17 protein-coding genes are annotated in these 17,747 nt (G+C 47.6%); 8 read left to right on the forward strand and 9 right to left on the reverse strand.

Annotated elements, in window-relative coordinates; all coding sequences use genetic code 11:
• The 4 genes from P8O70_09555 to P8O70_09570 all read left to right on the forward strand — a co-directional run.
• Window positions 1-1,035: site-specific integrase (locus P8O70_09555; protein MDG2197116.1), on the forward strand; the 1,035-nt coding region annotated here is incomplete at its 5' end.
• 130 nt (window positions 1,036-1,165) lie between these two features.
• Complete coding sequence (locus P8O70_09560; GenBank protein ID MDG2197117.1) at window positions 1,166-1,453, forward strand: type II toxin-antitoxin system HigB family toxin; 288 nt, start codon at window positions 1,166-1,168, stop codon at window positions 1,451-1,453.
• Between the two features lie 2 nt (window positions 1,454-1,455).
• The gene (locus tag P8O70_09565; protein MDG2197118.1) at window positions 1,456-1,692 is read left to right on the forward strand and encodes a hypothetical protein; all 237 of its coding nucleotides are present in this window, start codon (window positions 1,456-1,458) and stop codon (window positions 1,690-1,692) included.
• A gap of 525 nt (window positions 1,693-2,217) precedes the next feature.
• The gene (locus P8O70_09570; GenBank protein ID MDG2197119.1) at window positions 2,218-3,441 is read left to right on the forward strand and encodes an MORN motif precursor; all 1,224 of its coding nucleotides are present in this window, start codon (window positions 2,218-2,220) and stop codon (window positions 3,439-3,441) included.
• Between the two features lie 164 nt (window positions 3,442-3,605).
• On the opposite strand, the gene P8O70_09575 is transcribed toward P8O70_09570, so the two are convergent.
• The 4 genes from P8O70_09575 to P8O70_09590 form a co-directional block, all read right to left on the reverse strand.
• Window positions 3,606-4,046 (reverse strand): hypothetical protein, encoded by a 441-nt coding sequence (locus tag P8O70_09575; protein ID MDG2197120.1) that lies wholly within the window; start codon window positions 4,044-4,046, stop codon window positions 3,606-3,608.
• A 554-nt stretch (window positions 4,047-4,600) separates the two neighbouring features.
• Window positions 4,601-5,026, reverse strand: a complete 426-nt coding sequence (locus P8O70_09580; protein ID MDG2197121.1) for a hypothetical protein — start codon at window positions 5,024-5,026, stop codon at window positions 4,601-4,603.
• A 171-nt stretch (window positions 5,027-5,197) separates the two neighbouring features.
• Window positions 5,198-5,713 (reverse strand): phosphoribosyltransferase family protein, encoded by a 516-nt coding sequence (locus P8O70_09585; protein ID MDG2197122.1) that lies wholly within the window; start codon window positions 5,711-5,713, stop codon window positions 5,198-5,200.
• Between the two features lie 163 nt (window positions 5,714-5,876).
• A complete protein-coding gene (locus P8O70_09590) occupies window positions 5,877-7,733 on the reverse strand; it encodes an ABC transporter ATP-binding protein (protein ID MDG2197123.1) in 1,857 nt (618 codons plus the stop codon).
• Window positions 7,734-8,109: 376 nt separating this feature from the next.
• On the opposite strand from P8O70_09590, the gene P8O70_09595 reads away from it, so the two are divergent.
• A complete protein-coding gene (locus P8O70_09595) occupies window positions 8,110-8,268 on the forward strand; it encodes a hypothetical protein (protein MDG2197124.1) in 159 nt (52 codons plus the stop codon).
• Between the two features lie 185 nt (window positions 8,269-8,453).
• Window positions 8,454-8,993 (forward strand): hypothetical protein, encoded by a 540-nt coding sequence (locus P8O70_09600; protein MDG2197125.1) that lies wholly within the window; start codon window positions 8,454-8,456, stop codon window positions 8,991-8,993.
• A 57-nt stretch (window positions 8,994-9,050) separates the two neighbouring features.
• Here the strand turns inward: P8O70_09600 and P8O70_09605 are convergent, their stop codons facing one another.
• The 5 genes from P8O70_09605 to P8O70_09625 all read right to left on the reverse strand — a co-directional run bounded on the left by P8O70_09605 (window position 9,051) and on the right by P8O70_09625 (window position 14,949).
• Window positions 9,051-9,434 (reverse strand): c-type cytochrome, encoded by a 384-nt coding sequence (locus P8O70_09605; protein ID MDG2197126.1) that lies wholly within the window; start codon window positions 9,432-9,434, stop codon window positions 9,051-9,053.
• A gap of 21 nt (window positions 9,435-9,455) precedes the next feature.
• On the reverse strand, window positions 9,456-10,694 hold the full coding sequence (locus P8O70_09610) for a PQQ-dependent sugar dehydrogenase (protein ID MDG2197127.1): 1,239 nt from the start codon (window positions 10,692-10,694) through the stop codon (window positions 9,456-9,458).
• Window positions 10,695-10,889: 195 nt separating this feature from the next.
• A complete protein-coding gene (locus tag P8O70_09615; GenBank protein MDG2197128.1) occupies window positions 10,890-12,254 on the reverse strand; it encodes a (Fe-S)-binding protein in 1,365 nt (454 codons plus the stop codon).
• A complete protein-coding gene (locus tag P8O70_09620; protein MDG2197129.1) occupies window positions 12,251-13,477 on the reverse strand; it encodes an FAD-binding oxidoreductase in 1,227 nt (408 codons plus the stop codon). The genes P8O70_09615 and P8O70_09620 overlap by 4 nt, the downstream gene beginning before the upstream one ends.
• Window positions 13,474-14,949 (reverse strand): FAD-linked oxidase C-terminal domain-containing protein, encoded by a 1,476-nt coding sequence (locus P8O70_09625; GenBank protein MDG2197130.1) that lies wholly within the window; start codon window positions 14,947-14,949, stop codon window positions 13,474-13,476. The genes P8O70_09620 and P8O70_09625 overlap by 4 nt, the downstream gene beginning before the upstream one ends.
• 221 nt (window positions 14,950-15,170) lie before the next feature.
• On the opposite strand from P8O70_09625, the gene P8O70_09630 reads away from it, so the two are divergent.
• Both P8O70_09630 and P8O70_09635 read left to right on the forward strand, forming a co-directional pair.
• Window positions 15,171-15,875, forward strand: a complete 705-nt coding sequence (locus tag P8O70_09630) for a FadR/GntR family transcriptional regulator (GenBank protein MDG2197131.1) — start codon at window positions 15,171-15,173, stop codon at window positions 15,873-15,875.
• A gap of 125 nt (window positions 15,876-16,000) precedes the next feature.
• On the forward strand, window positions 16,001-17,662 hold the full coding sequence (locus P8O70_09635) for a glycosyltransferase family 39 protein (protein MDG2197132.1): 1,662 nt from the start codon (window positions 16,001-16,003) through the stop codon (window positions 17,660-17,662).
• The last annotated feature ends 85 nt before the right edge of the window (window positions 17,663-17,747 follow it).

Raw genomic sequence — 17,747 nt, forward strand, 5'->3', positions numbered from 1 at the left:
TCCAACATCACCAAGAGCACAGTGTTGTTTCATCAAGTCTGCTGTGAGGATTTTGTGGGGTGGGTTAGGGATATGCCCGTCACTGAGGTGACCAAAGCTGTGGTGCGCAAGTACTTGGAGATGCAGAAGCAGCTGCCAGCACAGCGCAAGAAGAATCCACGCTATGCCAAGAAGACGATAGAGCAGATTCTCAAGATGAAGAGTGTAGAGCCGCAGAGCATCACCAACATCAACAAGAAGGTGAGCTACCTCAAGCAGTTCTTCAAATGGTTGGTCTATCGCTTTGATGAGATTGGCAGCAATCCCTTTGATGGAATGAACTTAGCGAACAAAGCCCAAGTGGTTGAGCGAGGTCACTTCACAGACAGAGACTTACAGAGAATATTAGGTAAGGACTATCTGAGCAGCACAGTGCATCGTGTTGACAAGGAGAGCCGCTTCTACATCAAACATGGAGTGAACTACTACTGGGCTTTTCTGATTGGCATCTACTCAGGCATGCGAACAGAAGAAATCTGCAAACTCAGAGTGGATGAAGTTCAGCAAGAGGAAGGCATCTGGTTCTTTGACATCAAGGGGAGAGTAAAGACGAAGAACAGTGTGCGTAGAGTACCGATTCACAAGCAGTTGATAGAACTGGGCCTGCTGAAGTACATGGAGATTGTTGCCAAACAAGGAGAGGAACGATTGTTTTGGAGTTTGCCTGTCATCAACGAGAAATATTCCAAGACAGTCAGCAAGTTCTTCAATGACAGTTATTTGAAGAAGGTTGGAGTCTATGAACCCAACATCAAGATTCTCTACAGTACGAGGCATACCTTCATCACCAGAGCAAAGGTCAATGGAGTGGAGGATGCGTTGTTGAAGAAGTTAGTAGGACATGAACAGGAGTTCACCCAGAAGCACTACGCAGCGAATATGTTTGACTTAGCAATGCTGCAGAAGGGAATCAATCGTGTGGAGTATCCGAGTTTGGATGTGAAGGAATTAAGAGTGAGGTGGGATAGGAGATTGGTGGTGGAGAGGAAGAAGTGAAGGGGCAATATCGTATACTTTGACACTGGCATGTCCTCAACAAATTAGTTCTCTTGTTGACGATGAGGAGCCATAGGAGCACACTTAATCTACTCAAAAACACCTAGCAAGAATCCTGTAGACATTACTGATGCATATCATCTCTCGTAAGCGACTCAACGACTTTGCTGCCCTGCACCCTGATGCTAAATCTGCTTTGGCTCATTGGTATCAAGCATTCAAAAAACAGAGATTTGAGTCCTTTGTAGAATTAAGACAAATCTTTCCACAGGCAGACCAAGTTGGAAAATTGACTGTGTTCAATAATGGAGGCAATAAGGTCAGACTGATTGCTGCAGTCCACTACAACAGCAAAAAAATTTACATTCGCTCAGTTCTGACTCATGAGGAATACAATAGAGGGAAATGGAAGGAGTAATCATGGAAATCACAGCATCTCAAGTTCAGCAAAGCTGGGGAAATCTTGCTTCTATGGTTTTCGTGCCCCATCGTGAAGAAGATTATCAGCGGTTGGTTGAAGTACTGGACAGATTGATTGACTTGGTTGGTGAGGATGAGTCTCACCCTTTGGCTTCCATGATGGAAGTAGTTGGTGTGCTAGTTGCCAAGTACGAAGAGGAATATGTCCCTGAGTTGGAAGAGGACACTGTAGCCTGAAAAAGTAGACCACCTCGTGACTTAATTACTAGAGAATTCAAGCTCCAACTCTTCACGAGGTAAACTACCTCCAGACTGGGAAATATATAGTCTAGAGCGATTTTTCAGGTCATTTTTTTACATCAAATCCGTATGCCTATCGCTAGCTCCAAAGCATCCTCATTCTCTACCCCAAGATATCTAGATGTGTTGGCAACTGACTGATGTCCCATCAGTCTACGCACAGCTTCAATGTTCTGTGTCTTCTTGAAAATCACACTTGCCTTGGTCTTGTGAGAGTTCTGTCTGTAGTAGGTTAGTTGAGAGAAAAAGGCTGTTAGTGCTAACAGTGGTAACCACAGCACTGATTGAAGTGATGGAACAATCGTATTATGACACTGCTATTTTGTGATTGATGTGGAGAGATCTTCAGAAAATCTGATAAATTGTCTATTTGTTCATAAAAAATTGTCTTGTTACATATTCTTTTCAGATAATTGAATGTAACGGTAGAATGAGGTGGATGAACCATTTCACTGATTTGTTATGAGAAAAATAAAAAGTCTGTTGACCATCCTTCTTGTGTTGCTGGTCTTCAATGACGCAACTCTGTGGTCTCAAGCAAAAACCGTCACCCTTTACATCAGTGATGATGATAGCAAGAGTGGGCAAGAGTCCGATCCAACTAGTTGGAAAACAAGTAGAAATCTGGTGAGTGACCATGAGTATGTTGGAGAAGTCAGCAACGGATTGCCGAGCAGACAGGGAACCGAGACATTTCCAAGTGGAGTTGAATACGTAGGTTCTTTCAAGGACGGTAAAAGGAACGGCCAGGGGACCATGACTTTACCCGAAGGACGAGTGTTTAGTGGCTTCTGGCGCGATGGAAAGTTCATCGGTAAAGAACCATTGGAGCAAAAGCCGCCAAAAATCACATCAGCAACGCTCTACATTGGTGAGGAAAATACCAAGAGTGGGCAGGAATCCGATCCAGCCAGCTGGAAAACAAGTAGAAATTCAGAAAGCGACCATGAGTATGTTGGAGAAATCCGTAACGGATTGCCGAACGGAGTGGGAAGTTATTCTGATCCAGACGGCTTGAAATACGAGGGCTCTTTCAAGGATGGTAGATTCAGCGGCCAAGGAATCTCGACCTTACCAGATGGTTTGAAGTATGAGGGTTCTTTCAAGGATGGCAAAGAGCATGGAGAGGGAACTTTGGCTTTGCCAAGTGGAGCAAAATACATAGGTTCCTTCAAGAATGGGTTACCTGATGGAGAAGGGAGTTATGCTGATTCAGATGGTTTGAAGTACGAGGGTTCTTTTAAGGATGGTAAATTCAATGGTCAGGGCACCAAGACATTCCCAAACGGTCAGGTATACATAGGTGCATTCAAGAGCGGCGAGATGAACGGTCAGGGTACATTGACTCATCAATCAGGTCAGAAATACGTTGGAGAATTTCAAGACGATTGGATGCATGGTCAGGGTACATTAACTCGTCCAGATGGCTTGAAATACGTAGGAGACTTTAAAAAAGGTAAACCAGACGGAAAAGGGATGTTCACTTTGCCAAGTGGTATAAAGTACGTTGGGGATGTCAAGAACGGTAAAGAACACGGTCAGGGTACTCTGACTCATCCATCGGGTCAGAAATACGTAGGGGAATACAAGTATGGCAAGATAGATGGTTGGGGAACAATGACTTATCCAGACGGACGAGTGGAAAGCGGACTCTGGAGAGAAAACCAGTTTTTGGACAATCAGTAAGTGCAGGCCCTAATCTCAAACCCGAATTCCCATTGCTAACTTCAAAGCATCCTTATTCTCTGCTCCAAGATATCCAGAGGTATTGGTAACTGACTAATGCCCCAACAGTCTGTGCACTGCCTCAACGTTCTGAGTTTTCATGAGGATGCCACTCGCCTTTGAATTCAGTCTCTGATGTCTAGGTATCGAAACTCGTTTTGATGATAATGATCCCAGTGCGAATAGTTCAGAGATTCTCGGTTACTCCAAATCCATCTAACGGTGTATTGTTCCCAAAACAAACCACCAAGCAGAGAAAACTTCATTCGTGCATCGTTATTCCAGTGAGTTGCAGTCATCTCAAGGCTTTCATCAATGCATTCAGAATGTGCAAACCACTTCCTGTAGATATACGATTCACTGATCATATTGATCCCCAGAATCTTTCCTGCGTAAACATAGAGATGGTAGGTGTAGCAACCACATGAGGATTTTCTTTGACGAATCTCTCTCCAGGTAGCGGGAGTGTAAGTTCGAAAGGTGAAAATGATTAGAATAAGGTCAGTTATAATTCCGAGGATGATTTCACGAACTCCATCTTCGTTGAAGAGTGAGTCAACAAACATGATCAAGACTTCTATCAGTGATGCCTCCATAAGCTTTACCCTCTAAAGGTATGAATTTTTTTGATCACACTCGGTGGCGCCCTTCTGAAAAAGGTTTTTCAGGCAAAAGCATGATACCTAGGTTTTACGATTTTTTGTGGGGAAGATAGAGATATGTGGATAATGATGATGGTTAGACTAGACGTCATTATCCTTTTATTCAGGGTGGTCTGTGTGTAATGGAATTTCTTGTGTTGTTTGTTGAGAAAACGGCATGGAGTGTGTAATGTGGGGCGTTTTCTTTAACCTCAGCAAACGAAAGGAGTAGGACGTGGCAAGAATTTCTCCGCACCCAGAAAAGAAGTGGATTCGATCCTTAAACAAGCCCCTCTTTGGAGATTCAGATGGACGAGTCAAAAGAACAGAAGAGCCTGCTAATGAAGCAAGCTCTTTTGATGTGTTTCTGGCTATGAACAGGAGGGCGATTGGCTAAGAGATCACTTGCCTAGATTAATTGCAATGATCCAACTCCCGAAGAAGGGGAGGTGGGCGAATTATTCTGAGCCTTTGAAATTCTATTCCACAAACCGCTCCAAGCAACCCTGTTGGATGAACTGTCCAAAGGCAACGGCAATCTCTGAGTTTCTTTTGCGATCCTTCCATTTCTGATAGTAGTTGGGAGCCGCATCAACTACAGAGTTACCCAGTGATTTTGTACGAGATTCCCAAATTGCTTTCTCTCCGCTCTTACCTACCTTCATCGCCTGCAAGGAAGTTCTGAACTCACCCAACGAACCACCTGCCTGGTGCGTCTGCATCACCATCCGTGCAAAGCCTCCCAACCGACTGCATGTGTCTGATTTCAAGTCTGGTGAAGCTTGATTACTAAAGGCAGCAGCAGAACTCAGTAAAAGAATACCTGCTGTGATCCCAAAATATGTAACAAATTTGTTATTTATAAGATGATTTTGATACTGTAATCGGATGTTTTTTGTGAACATAAGGCGCCTTTGGGGTTAAGTAGCAACAACACTGAGAGTCAGTATAACTTTGCCCAGTAGGGCAACTGAAACCACAAACTTGATGCTAGCCAGCAGTTCTATTAGGTTCCAGTCACTTTCGATCAATCTTACCTTGGTCTATCCGAACTACCAGTGTATGCGATGGAAGATTTAAAGCAAATCCGTCACGCTCATCGTCTCATACTTTTCCATCGGTTGATGAATCCAGGGAGAGTCCTCAAGATAGTCTACGTAATAGTCTGGCTTGTACTGTGAGACCCCTTTCATCCAGAGCACGGCGGTGCGGACTTCGTCTAGATAGAATCCGTAGAAATGATTCAACCACTTCAGGCTTTTTTCCAGAGTGATGCCTGAGTCTGCCAGATCATCCACAAGGATCACCCTGCTTCCAAGGTTTGGGGTGGTTTGAGCGAGATCTCTGGAGAATGTCATTGAACCCTGCTCGTTCTTCACACCATCGCCCCGATATGATTCTACGGAAAGAATGGCGAGGGGTTTGTCGAATAACCGTGCAAAAATATCTCCTACCCGCAATCCACCCTTTGCAATACAAACGATCTGACTGAAGTCATATCCGTCTTGATAAACCTTGATGGCCAACTCTTCGATCTTTTTGTGGTATTCGTCCCAAGAGACGTACAGATCAGTTTGTTTCTCTGCTGTCATTTCCTCACTACCTCGTTTGAAATTCGCTGCGGATTGAATGTGCTAAGCTTGGTTGAGGTCTCCAGTCTAGAGAGCGGAGACAATCAAACAATATCAACGGAGAAGTGATGAATTCGCAAGTGAGTGGGCCCATAAACTAACTGAAAGAGCCAGATAAAATGCCTCAAGCTGCCTGGGTTTTCTCTTCGTATTCTTCCGGAGCTAGAAACCCACCAGATTGGCGAGCCCAAAGATCGGCGTAGATACGGGAATTCTGGACCAGCTCGTCGTGGCTACCAGACTCGATCAGGTTGCCTGTATCAATCACAACCAAACGGTCCAGCTGGGCGATCGTGGAGAGTCGATGCGCGATGGCAATCACGGTTTTGCCCTCCATCAATTGAAATAAGTTTTCCTGGATGGCAGCCTCTACTTCTGAATCCAGCGCAGAGGTTGCTTCATCCAGTACAAGAATTGGAGCATCTTTTAGAAAGACTCGAGCGATCGCAATCCGTTGACGCTGTCCCCCAGAGAGCTTCACGCCTCTCTCACCGACATGGGCATCCAGACCTTTCCGACCTCCTGAATCTTCCAGCTCTTGAATAAAGTCCCAGGCATTGGCCTTGTGAGCAGCTTCAATCACTTGCTCATCAGTTGCTTCGGGAGCTGAGTAGGCGATGTTTTCGCGAATGGAGCGGTGCAGCAGCGAAGTGTCCTGAGTGACCACACCAATGCGGCTACGTAGACTTTCTTGCGTCATTTGGACGATGTCTTGTTCATCAATCAAAATCCGTCCTCGTTCCAGGTCATAGAAGCGCAGGAGTAGGTTCATCAGCGTAGTCTTACCGGCTCCGGAGCGCCCTACCAGACCAATTTTTTCACCGGAGGTGATTTTCAGAGAGAAGTTATCAATTACGCCACTGGCCTTTCCATAGTGAAAGCCGATATGTTCGAACTCAATCTGCCCTCGTGGCACATCGAGTGGTTGGGCCTTCGGCTGATCTACGACTTCATGAGGCTTGACCATCATCGTCATGCCGTCATGCACGACCCCGATGTTTTCAAATAGGCCAGAGACCTCCCACATGATCCATTGTGACATCCCATTGATACGCAGGCACAGCGCAATCGAAATGGCAATTGAACCAACGGACACCGCAGATCCAAGCCAGAGCCAAATAGCTAGAGCAGATACAGCAAACACCAGGAAGGCGTTGTTGAAGTAAACTACAAACTGAAACTGGGTCACCAGTCGCATCTGCTGATGCACGGTTCCCAGAAAACCTTCCATGCTCTCTCTGGCATAAGTGGCTTCCCTGCCTGCATGGGAGAACAGCTTGACCGTGGTGATGTTTGTGTAGCTATCAACAACTCGTCCGGTCATTAACGAACGAGCGTCTGCTTGGTCACTGGAGACTTTCTTGAGCCTAGGTACGAAGTAGCGAATGAGTGTGGTGTAAACAATTACCCACAGCAGCAGCGGTAACGCCAGTACCCAGTCTGCTGAAGCGACCAGTACCATCATTGAAATGAAGTAGACACTCACGTAGACAAAGACGTCGAGCAGCTTCATCACGCTTTCACGAATGGAGAGCGAGGTCTGCATTACCTTAGTGGCTACTCGGCCAGCGAATTCATTAGCGAAGAAGCCCATGCTTTGCTGGAGTAGGTAGCGATGCATCTGCCAACGGGCGATCATCGGGAAATTACCGAGCAACGTCTGGTGAATCAGCAGAGATTGTAATAGGACGATTGTTGGTAGACCGATTAGTAGAACGACTCCCATCCAGATCAACTTGCCTCCCTCACGTTCCAGAAATCCTTCCTGTCCACTTGCCGCTAGCCAATCCACGATGTTGCCCAGAAATCCAAACAGGTAGACCTCTCCAATGGAAATTAGTGCAGTGACAGCCGACATTAGGAATAACCAGGGGCCTGCAGGCTTGGCGTAGTGCCAACAGAAGGCCACTAGTCCTTGGGGTGGCTGAGTTGGTTCTTCATTAGGAAATGGGTTCAGACGATCTTCAAACCAGGAAAACATGGGCAAGCAGGAGGTGAGGTTGTAGTAGTGTGCAGAGTTGTCGAGACTATTCTTGGATCAGATGATTTGGAACTTTGTGGAAAGAGTAACGAAATCTGCTGTGAAAAGATGATTTTCCAGAATGAACTTCGGTTTGTGAAGAGACAACCAGAAAAAAACTTTCTTTCAAGAATGCCAAAGTTGCTGAGTTTGTTTATGGAAAGAAACAGTTTGGAGTTTCTCAGTTAGGGCGTTGTGAGATTCAAATTTTTTTAAATCTTTTGTTTTGAGTGATTAGTGGCCCAGATTGTGCCGCATACACGATAGATAAATCACAATTTACGCAGATGGGCGCGCCATAGTGCTTCATTAAGAGTGCTGACCACTGAGGGAGTAAATGGAAGGTAAAACTAACTGTGAACTGCAAGCATTGCTAGAAGTGCAGGACCATAAGATCAAGCAGCTAGAACAGCGAATCACGACCCTTGAGTGGGTTATCTGTACAGTCGTTGATGACAGTGAGCCTGAACTTGGAACCAAGCATAACCTGCACTGAACTTAACAACAGGGTGGGAATTCACCTGATACAAATCCTTTTTTCACACCCCAAGATTCTTGCTAGCAACCACTCAATAGAAGTTTGGTTCAAACTGGAAATCATTTGAACCGATACTTCCATCTTGGTATGTTCAATCTCTCAAAACCCCACCGTTCTTCCTTCAAAAATCTGGATACAAAGGCATGAGAAATTTTGCCAAATGGCTACTGATCGTTTGGTCCCTATTGTGTTTGATCGGTGTTTATTTCGGCTTTACTGAGTTTTCTGGCTCGTCGGAGAAGGTTGTCTCTGGGATTGGTGGAGAAGATCTCGAAATTAACGTGATTGTCGCGATTTTCGCAGGGCTGCTGCTCTATTTGATCATCGCCATGCCTGCTCTGCTTATTTGGCTGCTGTTGGATCGCAGGGAGGATCAGGTGGTCGATCATCTACGCTACTACGATCTTGAGAAAGATGATGAGTTTCAAGAAGTATATGATTTAGACAAGGAGGTTTCCTTTTTTCAGGTAGCGCCTAAGGAGGAAGAGCAGGGTGAATTGTTCCCGACAGATCGTCAGTATGAAGATCCGGTTGCAGAAGTGGAATATGACGAGAGCGAGGTCGGTCAATTGAAGTCAAGGGTTGTCATGCTGGAGCAAGAGAATCTTCAACTCAAGCAAATGCTACACAAGCGAAATCAAATCATCAGCCAGTTCAAAAGTTCCGTACGCAGTGGCCGCTAATTCTATTCTTTATCTTGTCGATTCCAAAAATTTTCCCTCAGTGTTGTTATCCTATCTTTATTGAATCCTTGCCAGGTATTGTCCAATCTGACGAATTTCAGAATCACTGACCCGATTGATCGTGGGCCACATGATGGTGGTCATGCCGTTGCTGCGACGTTTGTACTTGATGTCGAGCATTTGATTGATTAAGTAGGAGGCTGGTTGTCTAGCAAGGTGTGGGTAGCCTTCCACGGGAGAGTTTAGACCATCTGTACCGTGACAAGTCTGACAATTGTATTGCAGATAGAGAGCAGCCCCTGCAGTCGTGTCAATCTGGTATTTGCCGATCGTGTCTTCATCCAATAGCCTGACATAAAGCACACCAGCTCCCAAAAGCAAGGTCAGTAAGAAAGAACCTCTCATTACCCATGACCAAACTTTTGCAATCAGTATAGGCATCAATTACTACTCGTGGCAGAGTTAACGGAAGTCTCCAAAAGCCCTGAAAAATCCTTTCAATTCTTTGCTGGGGGACAAATGCTGGAGTTTGTAGACAGCACCACTCAGACTAGTTGCGTACAACTCACCAACTGCATCTTCCGTCAGTGACGAGAAGAACATTACCTCTCCCAGTTCTTCACCATGCTGGATTCGAGGCTTGTAGACTAGAACCTGAGGGAAATGCTGAATGCCTGGTTCGGTAGGATCCAGTTGAAAGAGTCCACGAAAGTAGTCACCGTAAACATACTGACCACGGAGCCAGGGAATATCTTCTCCTCGGTAGACATAACCTCCAATTACAGCACGAATAAAGGTGTGTTCGAAGGAAGCAATCGGCAAAACAGTACTTTCCTTGTCACAATTTTCTGCACCTGGAGGATAACACTGATCACCTTCCACGATCGGCCACCCGTGGTTTTTCCCTACCTCAATACGGCTGATTTCTTCTTGGTGGTTGTCGCCGACATCTCCAACAAAAATGTGCCCAGTCAATTCATCAATACTGAATCGCCAAGGATTGCGAAATCCCCATGCTAGGATTTCTGGCCGAATCCCTTCACTGTTATCAGCGAAAGGATTGTCTGGCGGAATGTTATAAGGAGCCTCTTTACTGGCGTTACGTATGTCTAATCGCAGTAGACTACCTTTTAGGTCACTGAGATCTTGAGCATCATCACCCCGATATCCATCACCCACGGAAACATATAAGAACCCATCAGTACCAAATTGAAGCATTCCACCATTGTGGCTGTCGGAAGTCTTAGGAATCTCCAGCAGTGTCAGCTCACTCGAACGGCCTACTATATTATCTGAATTCACTGTAAAACGAGATAGCCGGGAGCGTTTGGGACTGTCTAGTGAATAAAATACGTAGACATAGCGGTTGTTGACATAATCAGGATCAAAAGCTAGTGAGAGGAGCCCTTCTTCCCAACCTGCGGAATAAACTGCATCGGTCAAGTCAAGCATGATACCACTACTCTGAAGGGCCCCCTCGGTGAACCATTTAACCCGTCCAGCTTTTTCAGTGACAACAAATTCTGTGGTGGAACCCGGAAAGAATGTCATTGATGTAGGTAATTCAAAGCTTTCTTCCGGGGCCAATAATTGTAAATCTACACGGGGACGAAGTAGTAATGCGTGGGTTAGAACTAGCACCAATATCAGTAAAAAGAAGATGCCTAGCAAAGTACGAGTTGTTTTCCAGACGATGGTCATGGTGAATGGTAACCGCAAATTAAGGTTGGCGTATGTACATGATTAGTTTGATCAGTGATTTGGTAAAGCTTTGATAAGTTGAGAACGTCGGTCAGGAGTTGCAAGGCGAAGAATCGTGATTCTTGAGGACTTGGCAGCCGAGAGCGCAGTCGAGGAGTGGATGGGGGACAAAAGAAGGTTGCCCCCAGAAGGGATTTAGCCCTGTAGACGTTCAGCGAGATAGACTGCAGGATGGATCACTCGCAAGGGGAGCTTGGCTTCACGAATACCGGCTCGGATCTGGTAGAGGCAGCCAGGATTTCCAGTGACCAGGGTAGTCGCTTTGGGATTAGCCGCTAGGGTTTCACAGACTGAGTCAATCTTGCGCTGGAGTATGTCTCCAGCCAACTCGGGCTGAAGCAAATTGTAGATGCCTGCAGAACCGCAACACCAGTTGGACTCCGTCAATGGCACGAGTTTCACTCCAGGTAGACTATTGACCAGTTGACGTGGGTTGGTGTCGATCTTCTGAGCGTGCATCAGGTGGCATGGAGCATCGTAAAGTACGACGTCTTCGTCTTGTCGCCAGGAGAGTTGAGTAACTTCTTCAGGGTGCCGAGAAAGTAGTTCAAGAATGTCAACAATCTTACTGCTCAGGCCCTTCCAGTCTTTGTTGTGCCCGGGATCACTCTTCGAGAATAGATGGTGATAGTCCTTGAGTTGAGCGCTACATCCAGCGGCGTTGGTAACGACTAGATCAAAGTTGTGCTCAGCAAAGGCCTGGCGGTTGGTTTCTGCCAGTTCTCTTGCAGTGATGCGGTCTCCACTGTGAACATGCAGTGCCCCACAGCAACCTTGCTCTTCTGGAACAACGACATCGTAGCCAATGGCACGCAGCAGACGCACAGTGGATTTGTGCACTGCAGCCTCGGAGACATCCATTACACATCCGGTGAAAAGCCCTGCCCTACCCAGTGACTTGGTTCCTGCTACGGCTTGTAGATCGTCGTGGGTGTGCTGTTGTTTGAAGGAGCGTCCGGAGCAGTCAGGAAGCAGATGCTGCTGGAAAACGAAGGACTTGGGTAGGATCTTGCCCAAAGCAGTATTGGTGATCAGCTTGGGTAGTCCGGTCAGTGCATAGAGCTTGAGAAGCTTACTGGCTGTGGAGAGTAGAAAGGTAGAACGGAAGAGTCCCTTGAGCAAAACAGTTCGTAGAGTCTGCTCAATCACACCCTGTGAAGAGGTTTCATGGATTACACCTCGAGCTTTCTCCAGTAGCTCTCCATATGGCACTCCAGAAGGGCAAGCCGTCTCACAGGCACGGCAACCCAGACAGCGATCCAGGGATCCCTTGATTTCTTCTGTCAGGTCTAGTTCCCCATCGTACAAGCCACGCATCAGGTAGAGTCGCCCGCGAGGGGACTCTTTCTCATCATGTAACTCACGATAGGTCGGGCAGTTATCCAGACATAAACCGCAGTGAACACAGGTCAGGATGTTGTCGAAATCGGTTCCTCGAAGCAACTGCTGGATAGTCTGACCAGAATTGCCCAGAGGCTTTTGAATGGTCGTGGTGGTCATGAGGCATTCATGGCTTGCGGAAGTTGATAAAAGGGTGCGTGGAAGACACCAGCTGGGTCCAGATGTTGTTGCAGTCGCTGTGTAAAGCTGTAGGCTGTGGAGCGTCCAAATTCACCAAGATCTTGCAGGCTTAGATCAGGATATGCGTTGCCAAAGATCATCTTCGCATCTGTACGTCGGAAACGATTCTTGAGCTCTTTTAGGAAATCCAGTTGTTCATTTGGATCTTCGACATCCAGCAGGAAGTGCAGGTCAGCTCCGATAGGATGAATTACCTGATGCAAATCGCTATGTTGCAAGGCTTCCAACCGTATTGGTTGTAGCGCATCGCGAGTGTTCAACAGAACCATCACATGTAGGTGGTTAGGCAGCAACTTCCACCTCTTCTGCAATCCTTCTAGCCAACCAGTATAGCGGTCTGTACCCGGAAGATAGCCCAAGCTGCGATTGGTTTTGCCATCGGCGATGGATTTCAGTTGATTTTGGAAGAGGCTCTGGAGCTCTTTTTCTAGACGTGCTTGTCGTTCTGGGTTACCCGAGATGCCAATACCCAGAATCCAGTCTGGCTCTCCGGTGGTGGCTGGTGCGAGAGCCTGAATCCAGTCGATGGGCAACCGTGCTTCCTGCAAGGCAGCAACTCCCAACAACCAGGAAGTGTCACGAAAACGATTGTAAAGACTGTGTGGCTCAACAGGCTGGGGAATAACTTTGAAGTTAGCAGCAGTGATTACACCCAGGCCACCCAAGCTACCCAGCATCATTCGACAGAGGTCATAGCCTGTGACATTCTTAACTACCTTGCCTCCAGCATGAACACGCTCTGCGCGGCCGTTGAGGTATTCGATCCCAATAATGCAGTCACGCAGACCACCCATCATCAGCCGATTTGGCCCAATATCGTTACAGGCCAGCAAGCCACCAAGTGTGGAGTTGCCGAACCAGGGGTTAACTGGCAGGACCATCTTCTTTTCAGCCAGGATTTCCTGCAATTTGGAGATGTTCATTCCAGCCTCGACACCAACGACCATGTCATCAGGATCAAAGAAGTTGGTTGCTGTTAGCTTGCTGAGTGAGAGCACATCCTCACTTTCAACAGACGAAGGGATCGCTTTGGCTTGGAAGTGGGTTTGGTTGCCACGAATTTGAAAGGGTTTGGGTTGCTCTAGTCTTTGCTGAAGCCATGTTTGGGCTTCTTCAATCGAGGCAGGGGTAAGGGTTGTCATACGGCCACTCCGGATTTGCGGGCTACCATTTTGGATGCGGCTATATCGTCAGAAATGTGCACTAGCCGTTTGGATTCACCGCAGCGACTCGGAGTGGGAATGGCCTTGGAGGGATTGAGCAAGCTTTCGGGGTTGAAGCACTCCCTCACCCAATTCATGTTCTCTAGGTCATTTTCGCTGTAGAGATCGGTCATCAACTTGCGCTTTTCCAGACCAATTCCGTGTTCTCCAGAGAGAGCCCCGCCACAAGACAGACAAACCTTGAGGATCTCTTCTCCAGCATGATGAGTGCGCTCCACTTCGTCTGCATCCTTGTAGTTGTAAAGAATCAGCGGATGTAGATTGCCATCACCTGCGTGGAAGACGTTGGCTACTGTCAGGTTGTACTTCTTGCCAATTGCTTCAACCTGCTCAATGACTTCGGGCAGCTTACTGCGAGGAATTACCCCATCCTGCACATAGTAGCTTGGGGAAATGCGCCCAATTGCTCCGAAACTCTCTTTGCGTGCGCGCCAGATTCTCGCACGTTCAGCATCATCCTTGGCCCGCTCAACCTTCTGAGCTCCGTTTTGCATCAACAATTCTTCTACTTTCGCGGCATCGTTGCCGATTCCGTCGGTTAAGTCTTCCAGTTCAACAATCAGTACAGCCTCAGCATCTTGAGGAAAACCAGGTTTAAGGGTCTGTTCCACCGCATAAATCACGGTTTTGTCAATCAATTCCAGAGCTGCTGGTACTGTTCCACTCCGAATCACGGCTGAGACAGCATCGCAGGCGCAACGGACGGAATCAAAAATCCCCAATAGAGTTACCGCTTTCTCTGGATTTGGTGTCAGTCTACAGACTACCTTGGTCACAATGCCGAAGGTGCCTTCTGAACCGTTGATCAGTCCAAGCAAGTCTGGACCGGGCTGATTGTGAAAATCTCCACCGACCTGAATCAGTTCGCCGTCGGGCAAGACAACCTCCATACCGAGAACGTGATTGACGGTCACTCCGTACTTTAGAGTGTGTGGGCCACCAGAGTTTTCAGCGACGTTACCACCGATAGTGCAGGCTTTCTGTGAGGATGGGTCTGGAACAAAATGATAGCCGTTTGGGCGGACCTTTTCGGAGATGCGCAGATTGACCACGCCCGGCCCCACTGTGATAGTTCGGTTGATGTAGTCAATATTGTGAATCTCTTTGAACCGATCCATTTCGATGATTACGGTATCTTCCTGAGGTACAGCTCCTCCAGAAAGGCCGGTGCCAGCTCCTCTTGCCAGGAAGGTCAGCTTCTCACGATACAAGACTTTGACGACTCGAACCAATTCCTCTGAATTGGCCGGATAGACGATGCCCATTGGCAACTTTGTGTAAAGTGTCAGTCCGTCGCTGCGGTAGGTGTAGAGCGTGACCTCGTCATCCTTAACCCACTTGCTGCCGCAAATCTGCGTTAGCTCTTCCCGAATACGTGGTGCGAATGCCATGGCTTTCCCTGCGTGCAAAGGTGGTTGATTATTGGTCTAAAGCTCCCTATCTTGGGATGCTGTGTTCAGGTTGTCAAACGAAAAAGGGGCCTGACCAATTACGAAATCATTGTGCTAAATTAGTCTTTTATCAGGCACAACCAAAAACTTAGTAAGGAAAGGTTGTACTGTCAAATGAAAAAATGGCCTGACCAATTCACAATATCATCTGAAGGACCTGAATGCCCCTGAAGCTTGTACAGTCGCAGCGTTTATTTGAGCAGGTGGCTCGCCAACTGGGCGCATTGATTCGCTCTGGAGAGTTCACGGTGGGTAGCCGATTACCACCGGAGCGTGATCTGGCAAAGCAGCTTGGAGTGAGTCGGCCCACTGTGCGTGAAGCGATGATTGCCCTAGAGTTAGCTGGTCTGGTTGAGGTGCGTGTAGGGGCTGGTATCTTCGTGATTTCTGACCGTACGGAAGAGGGACCACTCCCGGGTAGCCAGGCAACTGCTGGCCCAAGTCCTTCTGAATTGATTGAGGCTCGCTTTGAACTGGAGCGTAACAACGCAGAATTGGCTGCCCAGCGAATGCCTGCTGACTTGCTGGAGGAACTCGAGCAGACCATTCGAGAGATGGAAGTGGAAGATATGGCTGGTGCCAATGGAGATCGCCGCTTTCACTTGTTGATTGCAGAAGCAACGGGGAATCGTGCGATGGTTGCAATGACCGAGTACCTCTGGAATCAGATGCAGCACTCACCCATGTGGCGGTGTCTTCAGGAGAAAGCCTGGAGTGCTGGAATGTCTGAAACCTTTCTGAATGATCATCGCCGTTTACTTTCGGCCTTGGAGCAGCGTGACGCACCACTTGCAAAAGCTGTCATGGGTGAACACCTACGCCAAGTGCGTGAACTCTACTTCCAACTACCCAACAGTGACCGGTGAACGCCTTTTTCCACTAGTTAGTAGCGGGTATAGGACTTGAATGAAGGCACCCCGAAGAATATCACTTACCCATCCCTGAAAAGGCCACCTGAGGGTGGTCTTTCCCCCTGCATCTGAACGGAGGCATGGACGCCCTGCCGCGCTTTCTACAAAACCCGATCCGACTCAAACTGGTCCTGCTCTATTTTGGGATTGTCATGCTCCTGCCCGGGCTTGGTGAAACCCCATTGGTGGACTGGGATGAGAACATCTACGCAGAAGCCAGCCGACAGATGGTGGAGCGGGACAACTATCTGAATATCTACATCAACGACTATCCCTTCGCGGAAAAGCCTCCTTTCTTTTTCTGGGAGCAGGCAGCCTCTTATCATCTTTGGGGAATCAACGAGTTTGCGGCTCGTTTCCCATCAGTATTGGCTGGTCTGGTGATGGTGATCTTCTGCTTCGAAGTGGGTCGACGCATTCAGGATCAGTATCTTGGGACCATCTGGTCACTGGTCTATCTGACATCACTACTTCCGGGAGTCTTCGCTCGTAGTGCAGTCATCGACCACACCTTCAACGCCTTCATTGCAATCGCAGTCTTTTTTCTATATCGCTACGACCGCCAATATGAGGCGTGGTGTCAGCAGCCTGGAACAAGAACCCCACAACATCGACTTTCTCTACTGATTGCCAGTCTCTGCATGGGGATTGCGGTACTGACCAAGGGGCCTTTGGGGGGAGTTATTCCGTTGATTGCTTTTGCAGGCTACAAGCTTCTGGTGGCTCCTCGTCGGACAGTTCCACTCATACATTTCTTCAGTTGTGGGCTCATCTCACTAGGTGTTGCTCTCTCCTGGTATTTGCTCAACTGGATCTTTTACGGAACAGAGTTTCTTCAGGGCTTCATTTGGTTCCAGTTGAGCCTCTTCAGCCGTCCGTTGGAAGGTCATGAGGGGCCCTTCTTCTACCATTGGTTGGTTGCTTTGATTGGACTATTCCCCTGGACCCCCTTCCTGTTTCTTCAGCCAAGACTTCTGTGGAAATCAGGAGAAGTACATGTACGATCGGTAGTGCGTCTTTCCGTGGTATGGATTCTCTTTGTGCTAGTTTTGTTTTCTCTGGTCAGTACGAAGCTACCTCACTACTCAGCCTCGATGTATCTTCCCCTGACGCTCCTAATTTCCCTTCAACTGCATGACCGTAAGTTTGAATTGCCTCGCTGGTCTTGCATTGTCCTTGGACTCTGGGGAGTGCTGCTGGCTGTGGGGCTTTGTGCAGTGCCTTTTTTGGCAGAGAGGTACTTGGCTGAAGTCAGCCCTGAGTTTAACCTGGAATGGTCTAGCGGTATCTATTGGACCAGCGGTGGAATGCTGTTGACCATGTTGCTGGGATCCCTACTGCTCTGGCGCCAACGTTTCTGGTATGGGCTTGGAGTCGTTGGACTAAGCATGATTTTTTGCGTTCAAGGTCTCTGGCGCTATCAGGTGCCGATGATCCAGAGTTATATCCAAACTCCATTGGTCGAACTTGTACGGGAAGCCCGTCAGCAGCAGGCTAAGGTTGTGCTCTATCGCGTTGTCTCCTTTGCTGCTCTGTTCTATGGAGGAAAACCCATTGAAATGTTGCACACCTACAAATTTCCAAATGATCCAGAGATTCTCAATCTTCCAAATTCCACAGAGCTGGTGATTATCACAGAGCGCCGCATGGAGGATAGCCTGCGTAAGGATCACCCACGGGTCCAGTTCGTCAAGCACTCCGGTAATTTTGCGTTTTATCACATCCCAGTTGATTCCCCTTAAGTCCTCCCTCGCTTTCGGTTTGAGCTTCTGACCTCTTTTCGATAAGATTGATTTTGTAATTCCTGCTTCGTCATTAGCAGGATTG

The organism is SAR324 cluster bacterium, assembly GCA_029245725.1.
In the GTDB taxonomy this organism is placed as follows: Bacteria; SAR324; SAR324; order SAR324; family NAC60-12; genus JCVI-SCAAA005.